Source organism: Burkholderia sp. BCC1999, from assembly GCF_905339975.1.
Taxonomy (GTDB): Bacteria; Pseudomonadota; Gammaproteobacteria; order Burkholderiales; family Burkholderiaceae; genus Burkholderia.
Genome location: NZ_CAJPHP010000021.1, coordinates 57,228 through 73,809, shown reverse-complemented (window position 1 = coordinate 73,809; position 16,582 = coordinate 57,228). Strand labels below are relative to the sequence as shown.

Sequence of the window (16,582 nt, the reverse complement as noted above, 5' to 3'; positions counted from 1 at the left end):
AAATGCACGTTACGCCGGGCGATGACAGACCACGCAGAGCTTGTTGCCGTCCGGATCGCGAAAATAGGCGCCGTAGTAGTCGCGGTGATAGTCCGGCCGCAGGCCCGGCGGCCCTTCGCAGGTGCCGCCATGCCGCAGCGCAAGCGCGTGGCAGCGATCGACATGCGCGCGGGTCGGCGCAGCGAACGCGATCGTGTGGCCATTGCCCGGTGCGGGCGCGCGACCGTCGAGCGGCTGGCCGAAGAAGAACAGCGGCCGATCCGTGTCGGCCGGCATCCAGCCCGACCAGCCGTCCGGCTCGCGGAATTTCAGGCGCAGCCCGAGTTCCGCGAACAGCGGCGCGTAGAAATCGTAGGCGCGTGCGGTATCGCTGACGCCCACGCAGACATGTGAAAACATCGCATCGCTCCGTCGTGACGAATGCTCTCGATCATGCCACGGCGCGGTGCCCGCCCTCACCCGGAGGCTGCGATGAAACCGCAGTACGAGCACGTGACGTTCGCGCCCGGCTGTTCGATCCGCGTGTATCGCCGCCAGCTCGCGCGCATCCCGTTCGAGTGGCATCGCCATCCCGAGTACGAACTGACGCTGACGCTCAACAGTTGCGGCCAGCGCTTCATCGGCGATCACGTCTCGCGCTACGCGGACGATGACCTCGTGCTCGTGCCGCCCAACCTGCCGCATACGTGGTCGTCGAACGCGCGAATCGATCGCGAGGCGCCCGAAGTCGCGCTCGTCGTCTGGTTCGACGGCGACTGGGTACGGCGGCTGGCAGATTGCTGCCCCGAATACGCGCCGCTGCGCTCGCTGCTGCGACGCGCGGCGCCGGGCCTGCGTTTCGACGTGGAAGCCGCCCGTGCGATGCGCGCCCGACTGCCGCAGCTGCTCGATCCGTCGCCGCGCACACGGCTCGCGGCCACGCTCGACACGCTCGCCGATCTCGCGCAAGCCGGTGGCGAGCCGCTCGCCACCGCGCATGCGTACGACCGGCCCGACGGCACGGCGCCGGCCGTCGACACAGCCGCGCCCGAAGCCGAACGCCTCGACCGCGTGCTCGACGCGATCGACCGGCACTTTCACGAGCCGCTGCGCATCGACGCGCTCGCCGCTGCCGCGCACCTGTCCGAACGCACGCTGCAGCGCCTGTTCGTCCGGCATCTCGGCGAAAGCGTCGGGCGCTACGTGCAGCGGCTGCGGCTTGCGCACGCGTGCCGTCATCTCGTCGGTACCGACTGGCCGATCGCGACGGCGGCCGCGCGCTGCGGCATTCCGAATACCGCGAACTTCAACCGCCAGTTCCTCGCCGCGCGCGGGATGACGCCCAACGCATACCGGCAGTTCTTTCTGCGGCACGGCCACGCGCCCGACAACGAAGCGCCGGCACTCGACACACGCCCGCCATCGCTGGAGCGCCGCACCGATCCGGCGCACCAATGAAAACACCCCGACGGGCGGACCCGTCGGGGTGTCTTGGCGTTGCGTTTTGCCCGACGCGACCGGCCTGCCGGCCGTTCGCGCGGCACACGACTTAACGTGCGCTGATCGGCTTCGCTTCGCGCGGCGTATCGCCGATGAACAGCTGACGCGGACGGCCGATCTTCTGCTCCGGATCGCCGATCATTTCGTTCCACTGTGCGATCCAGCCGACCGTACGTGCCATCGCGAAGATACACGTGAACATCGACGTCGGGATGCCCAGCGCGCGCTGGACGATGCCCGAGTAGAAGTCGACGTTCGGGTACAGCTTGCGCGACACGAAGTATTCGTCTTCCAGCGCGATCTTCTCGAGCTGCATCGCGAGCTTGAACAGCGGGTCGTCGTGCAGGCCCAGCTCGTTCAGCACTTCGTAGCACGTTTCGCGCATCAGCTTCGCGCGCGGATCGTAGTTCTTGTACACGCGATGGCCGAAGCCCATCAGCTTCACGCCCGAATTCTTGTCCTTCACCTGCTTGATGAATTCGGGGATGTTGTCCGGCGAACCGATCTGCTCGAGCATGTTCAGCGCGGCTTCGTTCGCACCACCGTGCGCCGGGCCCCACAGACACGCGATACCGGCCGCGATACATGCGAACGGGTTCGCGCCGGACGAGCCGGCCAGGCGGACCGTCGACGTCGATGCGTTCTGCTCGTGGTCGGCGTGCAGGATCAGGATGCGGTCGAGTGCGCGGACGAGCACGTCGTTGACCTTGTACTCTTCGCACGGGTTCGAGAACATCATGTGCATGAAGTTCGCGCTGTACGACAGCGAGTTCTTCGGATACACGAACGGCTGGCCGATGCTGTACTTGTACGCCATCGCGACGAGCGTCGGCAGCTTCGCGATCATGCGGATCGCCGACACTTCACGGTGACGCGGATCGTTGATGTCGAGCGAGTCGTGGTAGAACGCGGACAGCGCGCCGACTGCGGCGACCAGGATCGCCATCGGGTGCGCGTCGCGGCGGAAGCCACGGAAGAAGAAGTGCATCTGCTCGTGCACCATCGTGTGCTTCGTGACGGTGTCGACGAATTCCTTCTTCTGCGCTTCGTTCGGCAGCTCGCCCTTCAGCAGCAGGTAGCAGCTTTCGAGGAAGTCCGCGTTTTGCGCGAGGTTGTCGATCGGGTAGCCGCGGTACAGCAGCTCGCCCTTGTCGCCGTCGATGTACGTGATCGCCGAATTACAAGCTGCCGTCGACATGAAGCCCGGGTCGTACGTGAACTTGCCGGTCTGGCCGTACAGCTTGCGGATGTCGATTACGTCCGGGCCCATCGTGCCCTTGTAAATCGGCAGTTCGACGCTCGGCGAGTTGTCGCTGAACGATAGCGTGGCTTTAACATCAGACGGAGTCATGGCACATCCTCAATCGAAATAAAGAAACGGGATTCGATAACGGGCACAACGTGTCACACATTGGCGTTACACGTTGCGCAGCATCTCCAACAGCCGGTGAATGTCCGGGCTGTCTAGGTCGCCTTCTGGTTCCTTGCGCGCGAGGAGCAAGTCCATCAGGTCGTTGTCGCTCAGATCGAGCAGGCGCGACAACGCGCCTACGTCTGCATCGGTGAGGTCATGCTCGTATCTGCTGAAGAAACGCTCGAAGATGATGTCGTTTTCCAGCAGACCCCGCCGCGCGCGCCAGCGAAGGCGCGCGCGGCGGTGCGGGTCGGATTGATGCGAATCGTCGCTCATTGCAACCCGGCCTTAAACCGCGCGGCGGACCATCAGTTCCTTGATCTTGCCGATCGCCTTCGTCGGGTTCAGGCCCTTCGGGCAAACGTCGACGCAGTTCATGATCGTGTGGCAACGGAACAGACGGTACGGGTCTTCCAGGTTGTCGAGACGCTCGCCGGTGGCCGTGTCGCGGCTGTCCGCGATGAAGCGGTAAGCCTGCAGCAGGCCGGCCGGGCCGACGAACTTGTCCGGGTTCCACCAGAAGCTCGGGCACGACGTCGAGCAGCTCGCGCACAGAATGCACTCGTACACGCCGTCGAGCTCGTCGCGCTCTTCCGGCGACTGGAGGCGTTCCTTCTCCGGCGGCGGCGCGTCGTTGATCAGGTACGGCTTGATCGAGTGGTACTGGTTGAAGAAGTGCGTCATGTCGACGATCAGGTCGCGCACGACGGGCAGGCCCGGCAGCGGACGCAGCACGATCTTCTGCGGCAGGTCGTTCAGGTTCGTCAGGCACGCGAGACCGTTCTTGCCGTTGATGTTCATCGCGTCCGAACCGCACACGCCTTCACGGCACGAACGGCGGAACGACAGCGTCTCGTCCAGTGCCTTCAGCTTCACCAGTGCGTCGAGCAGCATGCGCTCATGCTGGATCTCGAGCTCGTACGTCTGCATGCGCGGCGCTGCGTCCTTGTCCGGATCGTAGCGGTAGACTTCAAAAATGCGTTTTGCCATTTCGGATTCCTTTGACTCGGCTTAGAACGTGCGCGGCTTCGGCGGCACGGATTCGACCGTCAGCGGCTTCATTTGAACCGGCTTGTAGTCGAGGCGATCGCCCTCGCTGTACCACAGCGTGTGGCGCAGCCAGTTCTCGTCGTCACGGTGTTCGTAGTCGCTGTGAGCGTGCGCGCCACGGCTTTCCTTGCGTGCTTCCGCCGACACCATCGTGGCGCGAGCCACTTCGATCAGGTTCTCCAGCTCGAGCGCTTCGACGCGCGCGGTGTTGAACACCTTCGACTTGTCCTTCAGGTGGATGTTTTCCACGCGCGCTGCCAGGCCGGCCATCTGGTCGACGCCTTCCTTCAGCAGTGCCGACGTGCGGAACACGCCTGCGTGCTTCTGCATCGTCGCGCGGATGTCGTTCGCGACGTCCTGCGTGTATTCGCCCGAGGTCGACTTGTCGAGCTTCGCCAGGCGCGCCAGCGAGTATTCGCCTGCGTCGGCCGGCAGCGGCTTGTGTTCCTTCTGGTTCTTCACGTGCTCGACGATGTGGTTGCCGGCCGCACGGCCGAACACCACGAGGTCCAGCAGCGAGTTCGTGCCGAGGCGGTTCGCGCCGTGCACGGACACGCACGAGCATTCGCCCACTGCGTAGAAACCGTTGACCGGCTCCTTGTGATCGCGCGACGTGCCGACGACCTGACCATGGATGTTGGTCGGGATGCCGCCCATCTGGTAGTGGATCGTCGGGACGACCGGGATCGGTTCCTTGATCGCGTCGACGTTCGCGAACTTCAGCGCGATTTCGCGGATCGACGGCAGACGCTTCATGATCGTCTCGGCGCCGATGTGCGACAGGTCGAGCAGCACGTGATCCTTGTTCGGACCGACGCCGCGACCTTCCTTGATTTCCTGGTCCATCGAACGCGACACGAAGTCACGCGGCGCCAGATCCTTCAGCGTCGGCGCGTAGCGCTCCATGAAACGCTCGCCGTTCGCGTTGCGCAGGATACCGCCTTCGCCGCGCACGCCTTCGGTGATCAGCACGCCCGCGCCGGCCACGCCGGTCGGGTGGAACTGCCAGAACTCCATGTCCTGCAGCGCGATGCCCGAGCGCGCAGCCATGCCGAGGCCGTCGCCGGTGTTGATGAACGCGTTGGTCGATGCCGCGAAGATCCGGCCTGCGCCGCCCGTCGCGAACAGCGTCGTCTTGCCTTCCATGATGTAGACGTCGCCCGTCTCCATCTCGAGGGCCGTCACGCCGAGCACGTCGCCGTCCGCATCGCGGATCAGGTCGAGCGCCATCCATTCGACGAAGAACTGCGTCTTCGCTTCGACGTTCTGCTGGTACAGCGTGTGCAGCAGCGCGTGACCGGTACGGTCGGCGGCCGCGCAAGCGCGCTGGACCGGCTTCTCGCCGTAGTTCGCGGTGTGGCCGCCGAACGGACGCTGGTAGATCGTGCCGTCCGCGTTACGGTCGAACGGCATGCCGAAGTGCTCGAGTTCGTACACGACGTTCGGCGCTTCACGGCACATGAATTCGATCGCGTCCTGGTCGCCGAGCCAGTCGGAGCCCTTGATCGTGTCGTAGAAGTGGAAGTGCCAGTTGTCTTCGCTCATGTTGCCGAGCGATGCACCGATACCGCCCTGCGCGGCCACCGTGTGCGAACGCGTCGGGAACACCTTCGACAGCACGCCGACCGACAGGCCCGCACGCGACAGTTGCAGCGCCGCGCGCAAGCCGGAGCCGCCCGCGCCGACGATCACCACGTCGAACTTGCGGCGCGGGAGGTTGGATTTGATTGCAGCCATTCTTTACACTCTCCAGAGAATCTGCGCGGCGTAGCCCGCACATGCGAGCAGCCAGACGATGGTCAGCGATTGCAGCAGCAGGCGCACACCGACGGGCTTCACGTAGTCCATCCAGATGTCGCGCACGCCGACCCATGCGTGGTAGAAGAGGGAAAGCAGCATCACGAAGGTTGCGAGCTTCATCCATTGCGCGGCGAAGATCGATGCCCAGCCTTCGTACGAGAAATCGTGCGCGCCGAAGAACAGGGCGAGCAGGATGACCGTGTAGACTGCCATGATCGTGGCGGTGATGCGCTGCGCAAGCCAGTCGCGCAGGCCGTAGTGAGCGCCGACGACGAGGCGCTTCGAGCCGATTCGGTTATTGGCTGCCATTTTCTTAGAATGCTCCGAACAGTTTGAGTGCCATGGCGATCGTCAGGGCGATCGAGACGACAAAGACGACGACTGCCGTCCGCTTGCCGCCTTCCTTCGTGACGGCGTCGTGGTTGACGTCCATCAGCAGGTGGCGAATGCCGGCGCAGAAATGGTGGAAGAAGGCCCACGACAGTGCGAGGACGATCAGCTTGACGATGATGTTGGAGAGGAAAGCCTTGAAGACTTCGAAGCTGAGCTCGGACGTCAGGCTCTGGTCGAAGAGGAACAGCAGGAACGGCAGGAACAAGAACAGCAGCGCGCCGCTGACTCGGTGGAGAATCGACAATATCGCTGCCAGCGGCATGCGATATTTCATCGTGATATCGCCGAATCCGATGTTCCGGTATTCCGGCCTCGGCTTTCTTACTGCATCAGTCATGCTAGACCCCTACTATGTTGTCACACTAATCCGCGATTTTAGCGCCTTTTTATATCGCGCTGCAGCGAAAGTCTGCTCTGGATAGTTGCGCGAACAAGAACAAAGGCGGCCCGAAACATGCTTCGCGAGCGTGGGAATCGCGAAGCACTCGGCCTGAGCCGAAACTGCTCAACTCAAGTCATTCTGATAGTAGTACCCGGTTGTGACATACCAGCCGCGACGCACTTCCACCGGCCGGTCTCCGTATGTATAGGACACACGCTCGACCGACAGCAACGGAAAACCCGCGGGCACATGCAGCAGGTCGGCCACCGACGGCTCGGCCGCGACCGCGCGGATCTTCTCCGTCGCGCGGATCATCCGCGTGCCGAACTCCGTCTCGAACATCGCGTAGAGCGGCCCCTTGTACTCGCTCAGCCGCTCGAACGTCAACCCGCGGAACATCGCGCCCGGCAGCCAGATCTCGTCGAGCACCGTCACTTCGTTCTCGAACTCCAGCAGGCGGCGCACCTGCACGACCGGATCGGCCGGCTTCAGGTCGAGCTGCCGCGCGATCTCGGCCGGCGCACGCAGGCGGCGGCATTCGAGCAGGCGGCTCACGTGCGGGTGTTCGGCACCGTCGTCGGCCAGCAGACGCAGGAAGCGGAATTGCGCGCGATCCTCGTTGTGCGTTGCAACAAAAGTACCCTTGCCCTGCCGCCGGACCACGAGGTTTTCGGCGGCCAGTTCGTCGATCGCCTTGCGAACGGTGCCCTGGCTGACCTTGTAGCGGGCCGCGAGCTCCACTTCGCTCGGGATGATCTCGCCGGGCTTCCATTCACCGGTTTCGAGACTTTGCGTGATCAATGACTTAATCTGCTGGTATAACGGGCTGAACGTCGGCGACGGCGGCGCCGCAGGCGAAGGTGCGGGATCGCCCGCGCCCGGCTGCCCTGGGCTGCCTGCGCCGGTCTGATTCGCGGTATTCGCCTGGTTCGATGTCATGGCGCGCATTTCATCACAAACCGGACTTTTAAGTCCACTCAATTTCCGCAAAACATCTGTCTTATATAAGACATATGATACCGTTTGACTTTGAGCCGGACGGCTCCTACACTCCCGGTCGAGCAAGGGTTCGCGGGTGCAACAGCGCGTCCCCGGCTACGTGCCACGGCCGTCTCCAGGTTCACCGCGTCTGCCATCGCGAGTCCTCCGCCCTGCTTCAATGCAACGCTACGCACAACGCGCATAGAATGGCGTTTTCGCTAGCGTCCAACGCTTCACCCGTCCTGGAGATTTTCAATGGCTAAGCCCGCAAAGCGCGTTGCCGTCACCGGCGCCGCAGGTCAAATCGCTTACTCCCTGCTGTTCCGCATCGCGAACGGCGACCTGCTCGGCAAGGATCAGCCGGTCATCCTGCAACTGCTCGACCTCCCGCAAGCCCAAGGCGCCGTCAAAGGCGTCGTGATGGAACTCGACGATTGCGCGTTCCCGCTGCTCGCGGGCGTCGTGATCACCGACGATCCCAAGGTTGCATTCAAGGATGCAGACGTCGCGCTGCTGGTTGGCGCACGTCCGCGCTCGAAGGGCATGGAGCGCAAGGACCTGCTGTCGGCAAACGCTGAAATCTTCACGGTTCAGGGCGCTGCACTGAACGAAGTCGCCAGCCGCGACGTGAAGGTGCTGGTCGTCGGCAACCCGGCGAACACGAACGCCTACATCGCGATGAAGTCGGCGCCGGATCTGCCGAAGAAGAACTTCACGGCCATGCTGCGCCTCGACCACAACCGCGCGCTGTCGCAACTCGCCGCGAAGTCGGGCAAGCCGGTCGCGTCGATCGAGAAGCTCGCCGTGTGGGGCAACCACTCGCCGACGATGTACCCGGACTTCCGCTTCGCGACCGCCGAAGGCGAATCGATGCTGAAGCTGATCAACGACGACGTGTGGAACCGCGACACGTTCATCCCGACCGTCGGCAAGCGCGGCGCGGCGATCATCGAAGCGCGCGGCCTGTCGTCGGCAGCGTCGGCAGCCAACGCTGCGATCGACCACGTCCGTGACTGGGTGCTCGGCACGAACGGCAAGTGGGTCACGATGGGCATCCCGTCGGACGGCTCGTACGGCATCCCCGAAGACATCATCTACGGTGTGCCGGTCGTTTGCGAAAACGGCGAATACAAGCGCATCGAAGGCCTGGAAATCGACGCGTTCTCGCGCGAGAAGATGGACGGCACGCTGGCCGAGCTGCTCGAAGAGCGCGATGGCGTCGCCCACCTGCTGAAGAACTAAGCATCACGCGCCCTTGCCGGGCGGCCCTCGGGCCACCCGGTTCCGGCCCGGGCCGGCGCCAGCCGCCGGCCCCGCCGAACGATCCGATTCGCGCACGTTTTGCCGCCCCGCGCCCGCCGCGCACCGGCCCAGAACCTGCCCGAATCCGATTTTCTCCACGCTGACACGCTCCCCTGACGTCGAAGAGATGGCCGCGCTCACTCCTGCACAAGTGCTGTACGACGGGGCGTCCCCGCCCGCGATCCTGCCCTGCTGCGATCATTACGCGGGCAGCGAAAAGCTGATGCGCAAATCGCTCGCGCTGCAAGCCGAACTGGGTCCCGTATTCGACATCACGTTCGACTGCGAGGACGGCGCGGCCGTCGGCCAGGAAGCCGCGCATGCGGCCCTCGTCGCCGACCTGCTCGGCAGCGACGAGAACCGCTTCGGCCGCGTCGGCGTCCGGATCCACGACTTTTCCCACCCGCACTGGCGCGACGACGTCCGCATCGTGCTGCGCGCCGCGCGCGCACCGGCCTACATCACGCTCCCGAAGATCGCGAACGCGGCCGACGCCGCCGAAATGACCGCGTTCATCGAAGGCGCGCGCCGCGAGCTCGGCATCGCGCAGCCGATCCCGGTCGACGTGCTGGTCGAGACGCACGGCGCGCTCGCGCAGGCCGCCGCCCTCGCCGCGCTGCCGACGGTCGGCACGCTGAGCTTCGGGCTGATGGATTTCGTCTCCGCGCACCATGGCGCGATTCCCGATTCCGCGATGCGCTCGCCCGGCCAGTTCGAACACCCGCTCGTGCGCCGCGCGAAGCTGGAAATCGCCGCGGCCTGCCACGCGCACGGCAAGACGCCGTCGCACAACGTGACGACCGAAGTGCGCGACATGAGCGTCGTGGCCGGCGATGCGCGCCGCGCGCGCGACGAATTCGCGTTCACGCGCATGTGGAGCATCCATCCCGCGCAGATCCGCCCGATCGTCGACGCGTTCGCACCGCGCACCGACGAGGTCGCGCTGGCCGCCGAGATCCTGCTGGCCGCGCAGGCCGCCGACTGGGGCCCGACGCGCCACGGTGATACGCTGCACGATCGCGCGAGTTATCGCTATTACTGGTCGGTGCTGCGCCGCGCGCGCGCCACCGGCCAGCCCGTACCGGCCGAGGCCGCGCCGCTGTTCGGCCCGGCCGCCGCAGGCACCGCACCGTAAGCGCGCGCCGCCGGCCGATACGCCAGATACACGAATTTCATGCATTCGCCGATGCGCAAACCGGACAGAGGTTTGCGAAACGACAAAAAACGTAACGGAGCCCGAAAACCTGATATGTACGCGGCCAAATAGGTGAAAATAGCGGCCGCTGCGCGCTTTCGGGGCGCGTGCAGTTTCAAACCGGCCGGCAGTTTCGATTGCCGGCCCTTGTCAACTGATTATCGAAAGGTTCTGACTCCATGAAGAAACTCCTGATCGCTACCGCTATCGGCGCCTTGTCCGCCACGATGCTGGTGTCGGCTCCGAGCGCGTTTGCCCAGGGTACGGCCACGACGACCGCGAAGAAGGCAACCGCCAAGCGCCCGGCGCCGGCCAAGCGCATCATCCCGCGCAGCAAGAAGGCACAGGCACGTGCGGCCGCCAAGGTCGATCCGGTACCGGACGGCGCGGTCAAGTGGTCCTGCAAGGAAGGTCTGTCGTTCGACCTCGCCGGTGACATGAAGCGCGACCAGGTGGTCACGGTTCACTGGGCGAAGAAAAACTACAAGCTGCCGCGTCAGGCCACGACGACGGGCGCCGACACGTTCTACGATCCGGCAGCTGGCTTCAAGCTGGTCGTGATCCCGACCAAGGCCATGCTGTTCTCGGACGCAAACGGCGGCGAGCGCCTCGCGGACGAATGCGTGACGCCGGAAATGGCACAAGGCACGGCAGCGCCGACGCAATCGAACGAGCTGAAGCCGGCAACGAACTAAGCGCGTTCCCCCTCGGCCCCTCGATGTCCGCCCCGGTCTCCAACGTCCGCCCTGCTCCGGATACGGTACTCGTCGATATCGTCGACTACGTGCTGAACGCCGGCATCGACAGCGCGCTCGCGCTGGAGACGGCGCGTCATTGCCTGATCGACACGCTCGGATGTGGACTCGAGGCGCTGTCCTACCCTGCCTGCACCAAGCTGCTCGGCCCCGTCGTGCCCGGCACGATCGTGCCGAACGGCGCGAAGGTGCCCGGCACGTCCTTCCAGCTCGATCCCGTCCAGGCCGCGTTCGGCATCGGCGCGATGATCCGCTGGCTGGACTTCAACGACACCTGGCTCGCCGCCGAATGGGGTCATCCGTCCGACAATCTCGGCGGGATCCTGGCGACAGCCGACTGGCTCTCCCGTACGGCCGTCGCGGCCGGCCGGAAGCCGCTCCCGATGCGCGACGTCCTGGTCGCGATGATCCAGGCCCATGAGATCCAGGGCTGCCTCGCACTCGAGAATTCATTCAACGCGGTCGGGCTCGATCACGTGCTGCTCGTGAAGGTTGCGTCGACGGCCGTCGTCGGCCGGCTGCTCGGGCTCACGCGCGACGAGCTGATCAACGCGGTATCCAACGCGTTCGTCGACGGCCAGGCGCTGCGCACCTACCGCCACGCACCGAATACGGGCTCACGCAAGTCGTGGGCGGCCGGCGATGCCACGTCCCGCGCGGTGCGCCTCGCGCTGATCGCGAAAACGGGTGAAATGGGCTACCCGTCGGCGCTGACCGCAAAGACCTGGGGCTTCTACGACGTGCTGTTCGACGGCAAGCCGTTCCGCTTCCAGCGCCCGTACGGCACGTACGTGATGGAAAACGTGCTGTTCAAGATCGCGTTCCCCGCCGAATTCCATGCGCAGACGGCCGCCGAGGCCGCGCTGCAGCTGCACGCGCAGCTCGCCGCCGCCGGCCGCACGACCGACGACATCAGCAAGATCACGATCCGCACGCATGCGGCCGCGATCCGCATCATCGACAAGCAGGGCCCGCTCGCCAATCCGGCCGACCGCGACCACTGCATCCAGTACATGGTCGCCGTGCCGCTGCTGTTCGGCCGGCTGACCGCGGCCGACTATGAAGATTCGGCCGCCGCCGATCCCCGCATCGACGCGCTGCGCGCGAAGACCGTATGCGTCGAGGATCCGCAATTCACGAAGGATTATCACGATCCGGACAAGCGATCGATCGCGAATGCGCTGACGATCGAGTTCACGGACGGATCGAAGCTTGCCGAAGTGGCGGTCGAATATCCGCTCGGCCACCGGCGGCGCCGCACCGACGGCATCCCGCTCCTGGTCGAGAAGTTCCGGACCAACCTCGCCCGCCGTTTCCCGGCAAAGCAGCAACAAGCGATTCTCGACGTGTCGCTGGACCAGGCAAAGCTCGAAGCGATGCCGGTCGATGAGTACGTCGACTTGTATGTGATATAGCCGTCATCTACAGGACTCTTTGTTTCCTAGCCTTAAACCCAGGAAAATCACCATGGCCCACAATCTCCACAAGACCCTCAAGGAATTCGACAGCGGTTCCGGCAAAGGCAAGTTCTACTCGCTGCCGCAGCTCGGCAAGGAACTGAAGACGAAGATCGAACGCCTGCCGGTGTCGATCCGTATCGTGCTCGAGTCCGTGCTGCGCAACTACGACGGCAAGAAAATCACCGAAGAGCACATCGAGCAGCTCGCGAACTGGAAGCCGACCGCGAAGCGCGTCGACGAGATTCCGTTCGTCGTGTCGCGCGTCGTGCTGCAGGACTTCACGGGCGTGCCGCTGCTTGCCGACATCGCGGCCATGCGCGGCGTCGCCGAGCGCACGGGCAAGAACCCGAAGAAGATCGAGCCGCTGGTCCCGGTCGATCTCGTCGTCGATCACTCGGTCCAGATCGACTACTTCCGCCAGAAGGACGCGCTCGACCTGAACATGAAACTGGAATTCCAGCGCAACAACGAGCGCTACCAGTTCATGAAGTGGGGCATGCAGGCCTTCGACACGTTCAAGGTCGTGCCGCCGGGCGTCGGCATCGTCCACCAGGTGAACCTCGAATACCTCGCGCGCGGCGTCCACAAGAAGGCGGACGGCGGCGACACCGTGTACTACCCGGACACCCTCGTCGGCACTGACAGCCACACGACGATGATCAACGGCATCGGCGTGGTCGGCTGGGGCGTGGGCGGCATCGAGGCGGAAGCCGGCATGCTCGGCCAGCCGGTGTACTTCCTGACGCCGGACGTCGTCGGCGTCGAGCTGAAGGGCAGGCTGCGCGAAGGCGTGACGGCTACCGACCTGGTGCTGACGATCACGGAAATGCTGCGCAAGGAGAAGGTCGTCGGCAAGTTCGTCGAGTTCTTCGGCGAAGGCACGAAGTCGCTGTCGCTGCCGGACCGCGCGACGATCGGCAACATGGCGCCGGAATACGGCGCGACGATGGGCTTCTTCCCGGTCGACGAAAAGACGATCGACTACTTCGAAGGCACGGGCCGCACGAAGGCGGAAATCGCCGCGTTCGAAAACTACTTCAAGGCACAGAAGCTGTTCGGCATCCCGAAGGCCGGCGACATCGACTACACGAAGGTCGTGACGCTCGATCTCGCGACGGTCGCCCCGTCGCTGGCCGGCCCGAAGCGCCCGCAGGACCGCATCGAGATCGGCAACGTCAAGTCGACGTTCACCGACCTGTTCTCGAAGCCGGTCGCGGAAAACGGCTTCGCGAAGAAGGCGGACGACCTGAACACGCAGTACACGACGAGCAACAACGTCGACGTCAAGAACGGCGACGTGCTGATCGCCGCGATCACGTCGTGCACGAACACGTCGAACCCGAGCGTGCTGCTGGCCGCCGGCCTGCTCGCGAAGAAGGCCGTCGAAGCCGGCCTCACGGTCGATCCGAAGATCAAGACCTCGCTCGCGCCGGGATCGCGCATCGTCACCGAGTACCTGACGAAGACGGGCCTGCTGCCCTACCTGTCGAAGCTCGGCTTCGAAGTCGCGGCCTATGGCTGCACGACCTGTATCGGCAACGCGGGTGACCTGACGCCGGAACTGAACGAAGCGATCACGAAGAACGACATCGTCGCGGCGGCCGTACTGTCGGGCAACCGTAACTTCGAAGCGCGTATCCACCCGAACATCCGCGCGAACTTCCTCGCGTCGCCGCCGCTGGTCGTCGCGTACGCGATCGCCGGCAACATCACGCGCGACCTGATGACGGAACCGGTCGGCAAGGGCAAGGGCGGCCGCGACATCTACCTCGGCGACATCTGGCCGACGAGCGACGAAATCCACGCGCTGCTCAAGTTCGCGCTCGATCCGAAGAAGTTCGAGGACAACTACTCGAAGCTGACCAAGAAGGGCGACCTCTGGAGCAAGATCGAGGGCGAATCGGGCCAGGTCTACGACTGGCCGAAGTCGACCTACATCGCCGAGCCGCCGTTCTTCGGCAACGACTTCTCGATGGAACCGGCTGCGTCGATCCCGACGGTCAAGGGCGCGCGCGCACTGGGCATCTTCGGTGACTCGGTCACGACCGACCACATCAGCCCGGCAGGCTCGATCAAGGAAGACTCGCCGGCAGGCAAGTGGCTGAAGGAAAACGGCGTGCAGAAGGCCGACTTCAACAGCTACGGCTCGCGCCGCGGCAACCACGACGTGATGATGCGCGGCACGTTCGCGAACGTGCGGATCAAGAACCTGATGATCCCGGCGAAGGCGGACGGCTCGCGCGTCGAAGGCGGCCTGACGATCCATCAGCCGAGCGGCGAACAGCAGTCGATCTACGACGCGGCGATGCAGTATGTGGGCGCAGACACGCCGACCGTCGTGTTCGCGGGTGAAGAGTACGGCACGGGCTCGTCGCGCGACTGGGCCGCGAAGGGCACGCAGCTGCTCGGCGTGAAGGCCGTGATCGCACGCAGCTTCGAGCGGATCCACCGCTCGAACCTGGTCGGCATGGGCGTGCTGCCGCTGCAGTTCAAGGGCTCGGACAGCATCCAGTCGCTCGGCATCACCGGTGAAGAGACGTACGACATCGAAGGCCTCGGCGACGACTTCAAGCCGCAGCAGGACGTCACGCTCGTGATCAACCGCAAGAACGGCGAATCGCAGCGCGTGCAGGTGCTGCTGCGCATCGATACGCCGATCGAAGTCGACTACTACAAGCACGGCGGTATCCTGCCGTTCGTGCTGCGCTCGCTGCTCGCAGCGTAAGCGCCCTGCTTTTGCAGGTGCCGCAGCCGCCTCGCGGGCGGTTGCGGCCGATTTGGATGCCCGACCTCGTGTCGGGCTTTTTTTGCCTGCGCCTTACGTCGCCCTACGCCGCCTTCTCTCCGCGCGCCTTCGCCGCCGCCCCTCGCGCGTTCTTCTTCAGATGCGTGCGGTTGTATTCGATCGCCGCCCGCACGAGCGTCTTCAGGGCCCGCTTGTCGATCCGGTCGCCCTCGAAGAAATCGATCGCGCGTCGCGCATTGCCGTCCAGGCCGTCGTTGAACAGCTGGTCGGGATCGGGGAGCTGCGCGCCGTGCATGAAGGTCACTTTCACCTTGCCCTTGTGCGCGTTCGCCACCGCGATCATCCCGTCGCATGACCAGACGGGGCTGCCCATCCACTTCCATTCCTCGACGATGCCCTCTTGCGCAGCGAGGATCGTCTGACGCAGGTCGGCGAACGTCTTGCCGCGCCAGTCGGCAATGCCTGCAATCAGCGCATCGATGCGCTCCGACGGCGTGAGGTCCGTTGTGCTCATGCGCGGGCCTCCGTGCCTTCATCGGGGCGCGCCAGCACCTGTTCGAGCGACTCGAAGAACCGTACCCAGCCGTGCTGCGCACCGCGGTACGCCTGTTCCTGATCCGCGCGGAAACCGACCTGCTCCATGCGCAGGTGCGTGCCGGCCGGCGTCGGCGTGAGCGTCCACGTGACGACGCTCTCCAGGCCGTACGCGGCCCACGTGTACGACAGCGTGTGCGGCGGCTCGATCGCCAGCACCGTGCAGTCGACCGAGCCCCAGTCCGCACGGAAGCTGAACGCACGGCCCGCGACGGGCTCGAAGTCGCTCTGCATCAGCCATGCCTCGATCAGGTGCGGTTGCGTGAGCGCGCGCCAGATCTTCTCCGGCGGATGGGACAGGTCCCGTTCGACGACGACGGAGCACGTTTCGGTCGTGGCTTGGTTCATTATTGATCCATCCTTTTGAGCAGATCTTCGAGGGCATCGAACCGGTTCTGCCAGAAGCCTGCCATCTGGCTCGTCCAGTCGATCAGCGGGGCCAGCGCTTGCGGCTGCGCGCTGTAGTGCGTCTGCCGGCCTTCGTGACGGTCATTCACGAGCCCGGCCTGCTTCAGTACACCGAGGTGCTTCGACACGGCCGGTTGCGAGACGCCCGCATGGGCCGTCAGCGCGGCAACCGTCAACTCGCCGTCCGCGCACAGCCGCTCGAAGAGCGCGCGGCGCGTCGGATCGGCAAGCGTCCTGAAAAGCATGTCGTGAGCGTTCTGCATGTCGTCCAAAATCCATAACCCGTTGGTTATGGATTGAAGAATATCTGCTGAACGGCGCACGTCAAGGCGGAATTTCATGGACGGTATCGTCCGATCCTGAGCGGTAAAGGTGTGCGTCGCGCCGGCTCGCGCCCGCCGCGGAATTCGAGCATTCCCTCTAATCCACAATCGCGACACGCGATCCGAAAGCCGCCTGCAAGACTGCCCGGTGGGCCGTTCCACAGTTCGGGAAACGCTTGCGTTTGACCGGCCCCTTTTTTGTGCACGCGCGGATCCGTTCCTGCCGCATCGCTTCGCTTGACCACATAGTGCGACTCGGTGCGCGGCAACGGACACGCAAACGCCACGTATTCGCGCGTC

Annotated in this window: 17 protein-coding genes; 6 read left to right on the top strand and 11 right to left on the bottom strand. The window is 64.6% G+C overall.

Annotation, left to right across the window (positions count from 1 at the left end; all coding sequences use genetic code 11):
- Positions 1–9: 9 nt before the first annotated feature.
- The gene (locus U5809_RS26645) at positions 10–399 is read right to left on the bottom strand and encodes a VOC family protein (protein ID WP_322088702.1); all 390 of its coding nucleotides are present in this window, start codon (positions 397–399) and stop codon (positions 10–12) included.
- 72 nt (positions 400–471) lie between these two features.
- Here U5809_RS26645 and U5809_RS26640 point away from each other — a divergent pair, with 72 nt between their 5' ends.
- The gene (locus tag U5809_RS26640; RefSeq protein ID WP_322088701.1) at positions 472–1,437 is read left to right on the top strand and encodes an AraC family transcriptional regulator; all 966 of its coding nucleotides are present in this window, start codon (positions 472–474) and stop codon (positions 1,435–1,437) included.
- A gap of 91 nt (positions 1,438–1,528) precedes the next feature.
- On the opposite strand, the gene gltA is transcribed toward U5809_RS26640, so the two are convergent.
- From gltA to U5809_RS26605, 7 genes are all read right to left on the bottom strand, one after another.
- Complete coding sequence (gene gltA, locus U5809_RS26635; RefSeq protein WP_176045940.1) at positions 1,529–2,830, bottom strand: citrate synthase; 1,302 nt, start codon at positions 2,828–2,830, stop codon at positions 1,529–1,531.
- Positions 2,831–2,896: 66 nt separating this feature from the next.
- The gene (locus U5809_RS26630) at positions 2,897–3,169 is read right to left on the bottom strand and encodes a succinate dehydrogenase assembly factor 2 (RefSeq protein WP_011355742.1); all 273 of its coding nucleotides are present in this window, start codon (positions 3,167–3,169) and stop codon (positions 2,897–2,899) included.
- A 12-nt stretch (positions 3,170–3,181) separates the two neighbouring features.
- Positions 3,182–3,883, bottom strand: a complete 702-nt coding sequence (locus U5809_RS26625) for a succinate dehydrogenase iron-sulfur subunit (protein ID WP_006479352.1) — start codon at positions 3,881–3,883, stop codon at positions 3,182–3,184.
- A gap of 21 nt (positions 3,884–3,904) precedes the next feature.
- Positions 3,905–5,680: a succinate dehydrogenase flavoprotein subunit gene (gene sdhA / locus U5809_RS26620; protein ID WP_322088700.1), complete on the bottom strand. Its 1,776-nt coding sequence runs from the start codon at positions 5,678–5,680 to the stop codon at positions 3,905–3,907.
- A 3-nt stretch (positions 5,681–5,683) separates the two neighbouring features.
- Positions 5,684–6,052, bottom strand: a complete 369-nt coding sequence (gene sdhD, locus U5809_RS26615) for a succinate dehydrogenase, hydrophobic membrane anchor protein (RefSeq protein WP_174911332.1) — start codon at positions 6,050–6,052, stop codon at positions 5,684–5,686.
- A gap of 4 nt (positions 6,053–6,056) precedes the next feature.
- Positions 6,057–6,473, bottom strand: a complete 417-nt coding sequence (gene sdhC / locus U5809_RS26610; protein WP_034185792.1) for a succinate dehydrogenase, cytochrome b556 subunit — start codon at positions 6,471–6,473, stop codon at positions 6,057–6,059.
- 168 nt (positions 6,474–6,641) lie between these two features.
- Positions 6,642–7,466 (bottom strand): GntR family transcriptional regulator, encoded by an 825-nt coding sequence (locus U5809_RS26605; RefSeq protein WP_081051930.1) that lies wholly within the window; start codon positions 7,464–7,466, stop codon positions 6,642–6,644.
- A 288-nt stretch (positions 7,467–7,754) separates the two neighbouring features.
- Here U5809_RS26605 and U5809_RS26600 point away from each other — a divergent pair, with 288 nt between their 5' ends.
- The 5 genes from U5809_RS26600 (at position 7,755) to acnA (ending at position 14,936) form a co-directional block, all read left to right on the top strand.
- Positions 7,755–8,741: a malate dehydrogenase gene (locus U5809_RS26600; RefSeq protein ID WP_175841728.1), complete on the top strand. Its 987-nt coding sequence runs from the start codon at positions 7,755–7,757 to the stop codon at positions 8,739–8,741.
- Positions 8,742–8,928: 187 nt separating this feature from the next.
- The gene (locus tag U5809_RS26595) at positions 8,929–9,936 is read left to right on the top strand and encodes an HpcH/HpaI aldolase/citrate lyase family protein (protein WP_322088699.1); all 1,008 of its coding nucleotides are present in this window, start codon (positions 8,929–8,931) and stop codon (positions 9,934–9,936) included.
- Positions 9,937–10,175: 239 nt separating this feature from the next.
- Positions 10,176–10,691: a hypothetical protein gene (locus tag U5809_RS26590; RefSeq protein WP_050011294.1), complete on the top strand. Its 516-nt coding sequence runs from the start codon at positions 10,176–10,178 to the stop codon at positions 10,689–10,691.
- A gap of 23 nt (positions 10,692–10,714) precedes the next feature.
- On the top strand, positions 10,715–12,166 hold the full coding sequence (locus tag U5809_RS26585) for a bifunctional 2-methylcitrate dehydratase/aconitate hydratase (RefSeq protein WP_322088698.1): 1,452 nt from the start codon (positions 10,715–10,717) through the stop codon (positions 12,164–12,166).
- 52 nt (positions 12,167–12,218) lie between these two features.
- Positions 12,219–14,936, top strand: coding sequence for an aconitate hydratase AcnA (gene acnA / locus U5809_RS26580; protein WP_322088697.1), 2,718 nt, complete (start codon positions 12,219–12,221; stop codon positions 14,934–14,936).
- Between the two features lie 103 nt (positions 14,937–15,039).
- Here acnA and U5809_RS26575 read toward each other — a convergent pair whose 3' ends face one another.
- The 3 genes from U5809_RS26575 to U5809_RS26565 are packed head-to-tail and all read right to left on the bottom strand — an operon-like array spanning position 15,040 to position 16,222.
- Complete coding sequence (locus U5809_RS26575; RefSeq protein WP_322088696.1) at positions 15,040–15,471, bottom strand: DUF1801 domain-containing protein; 432 nt, start codon at positions 15,469–15,471, stop codon at positions 15,040–15,042.
- The gene (locus U5809_RS26570) at positions 15,468–15,899 is read right to left on the bottom strand and encodes an SRPBCC domain-containing protein (RefSeq protein WP_322088695.1); all 432 of its coding nucleotides are present in this window, start codon (positions 15,897–15,899) and stop codon (positions 15,468–15,470) included. The genes U5809_RS26575 and U5809_RS26570 overlap by 4 nt, the downstream gene beginning before the upstream one ends.
- Positions 15,899–16,222 (bottom strand): ArsR/SmtB family transcription factor, encoded by a 324-nt coding sequence (locus U5809_RS26565; RefSeq protein ID WP_176046339.1) that lies wholly within the window; start codon positions 16,220–16,222, stop codon positions 15,899–15,901. The genes U5809_RS26570 and U5809_RS26565 overlap by 1 nt, the downstream gene beginning before the upstream one ends.
- Positions 16,223–16,582: the final 360 nt, after the last annotated feature.

Coding starts and splice junctions, on each gene's coding strand:
- U5809_RS26645 (WP_322088702.1), bottom strand. CDS start 399: ATGTTTTCACATGTCTGCGTGGGCGTCAGCGATACCGCACGCGCCTAC.
- U5809_RS26640 (WP_322088701.1), top strand. CDS start 472: ATGAAACCGCAGTACGAGCACGTGACGTTCGCGCCCGGCTGTTCGATC.
- gltA (WP_176045940.1), bottom strand. CDS start 2,830: ATGACTCCGTCTGATGTTAAAGCCACGCTATCGTTCAGCGACAACTCG.
- U5809_RS26630 (WP_011355742.1), bottom strand. CDS start 3,169: ATGAGCGACGATTCGCATCAATCCGACCCGCACCGCCGCGCGCGCCTT.
- U5809_RS26625 (WP_006479352.1), bottom strand. CDS start 3,883: ATGGCAAAACGCATTTTTGAAGTCTACCGCTACGATCCGGACAAGGAC.
- sdhA (WP_322088700.1), bottom strand. CDS start 5,680: ATGGCTGCAATCAAATCCAACCTCCCGCGCCGCAAGTTCGACGTGGTG.
- sdhD (WP_174911332.1), bottom strand. CDS start 6,052: ATGGCAGCCAATAACCGAATCGGCTCGAAGCGCCTCGTCGTCGGCGCT.
- sdhC (WP_034185792.1), bottom strand. CDS start 6,473: ATGACTGATGCAGTAAGAAAGCCGAGGCCGGAATACCGGAACATCGGA.
- U5809_RS26605 (WP_081051930.1), bottom strand. CDS start 7,466: ATGCGCGCCATGACATCGAACCAGGCGAATACCGCGAATCAGACCGGC.
- U5809_RS26600 (WP_175841728.1), top strand. CDS start 7,755: ATGGCTAAGCCCGCAAAGCGCGTTGCCGTCACCGGCGCCGCAGGTCAA.
- U5809_RS26595 (WP_322088699.1), top strand. CDS start 8,929: ATGGCCGCGCTCACTCCTGCACAAGTGCTGTACGACGGGGCGTCCCCG.
- U5809_RS26590 (WP_050011294.1), top strand. CDS start 10,176: ATGAAGAAACTCCTGATCGCTACCGCTATCGGCGCCTTGTCCGCCACG.
- U5809_RS26585 (WP_322088698.1), top strand. CDS start 10,715: ATGTCCGCCCCGGTCTCCAACGTCCGCCCTGCTCCGGATACGGTACTC.
- acnA (WP_322088697.1), top strand. CDS start 12,219: ATGGCCCACAATCTCCACAAGACCCTCAAGGAATTCGACAGCGGTTCC.
- U5809_RS26575 (WP_322088696.1), bottom strand. CDS start 15,471: ATGAGCACAACGGACCTCACGCCGTCGGAGCGCATCGATGCGCTGATT.
- U5809_RS26570 (WP_322088695.1), bottom strand. CDS start 15,899: ATGAACCAAGCCACGACCGAAACGTGCTCCGTCGTCGTCGAACGGGAC.
- U5809_RS26565 (WP_176046339.1), bottom strand. CDS start 16,222: ATGCAGAACGCTCACGACATGCTTTTCAGGACGCTTGCCGATCCGACG.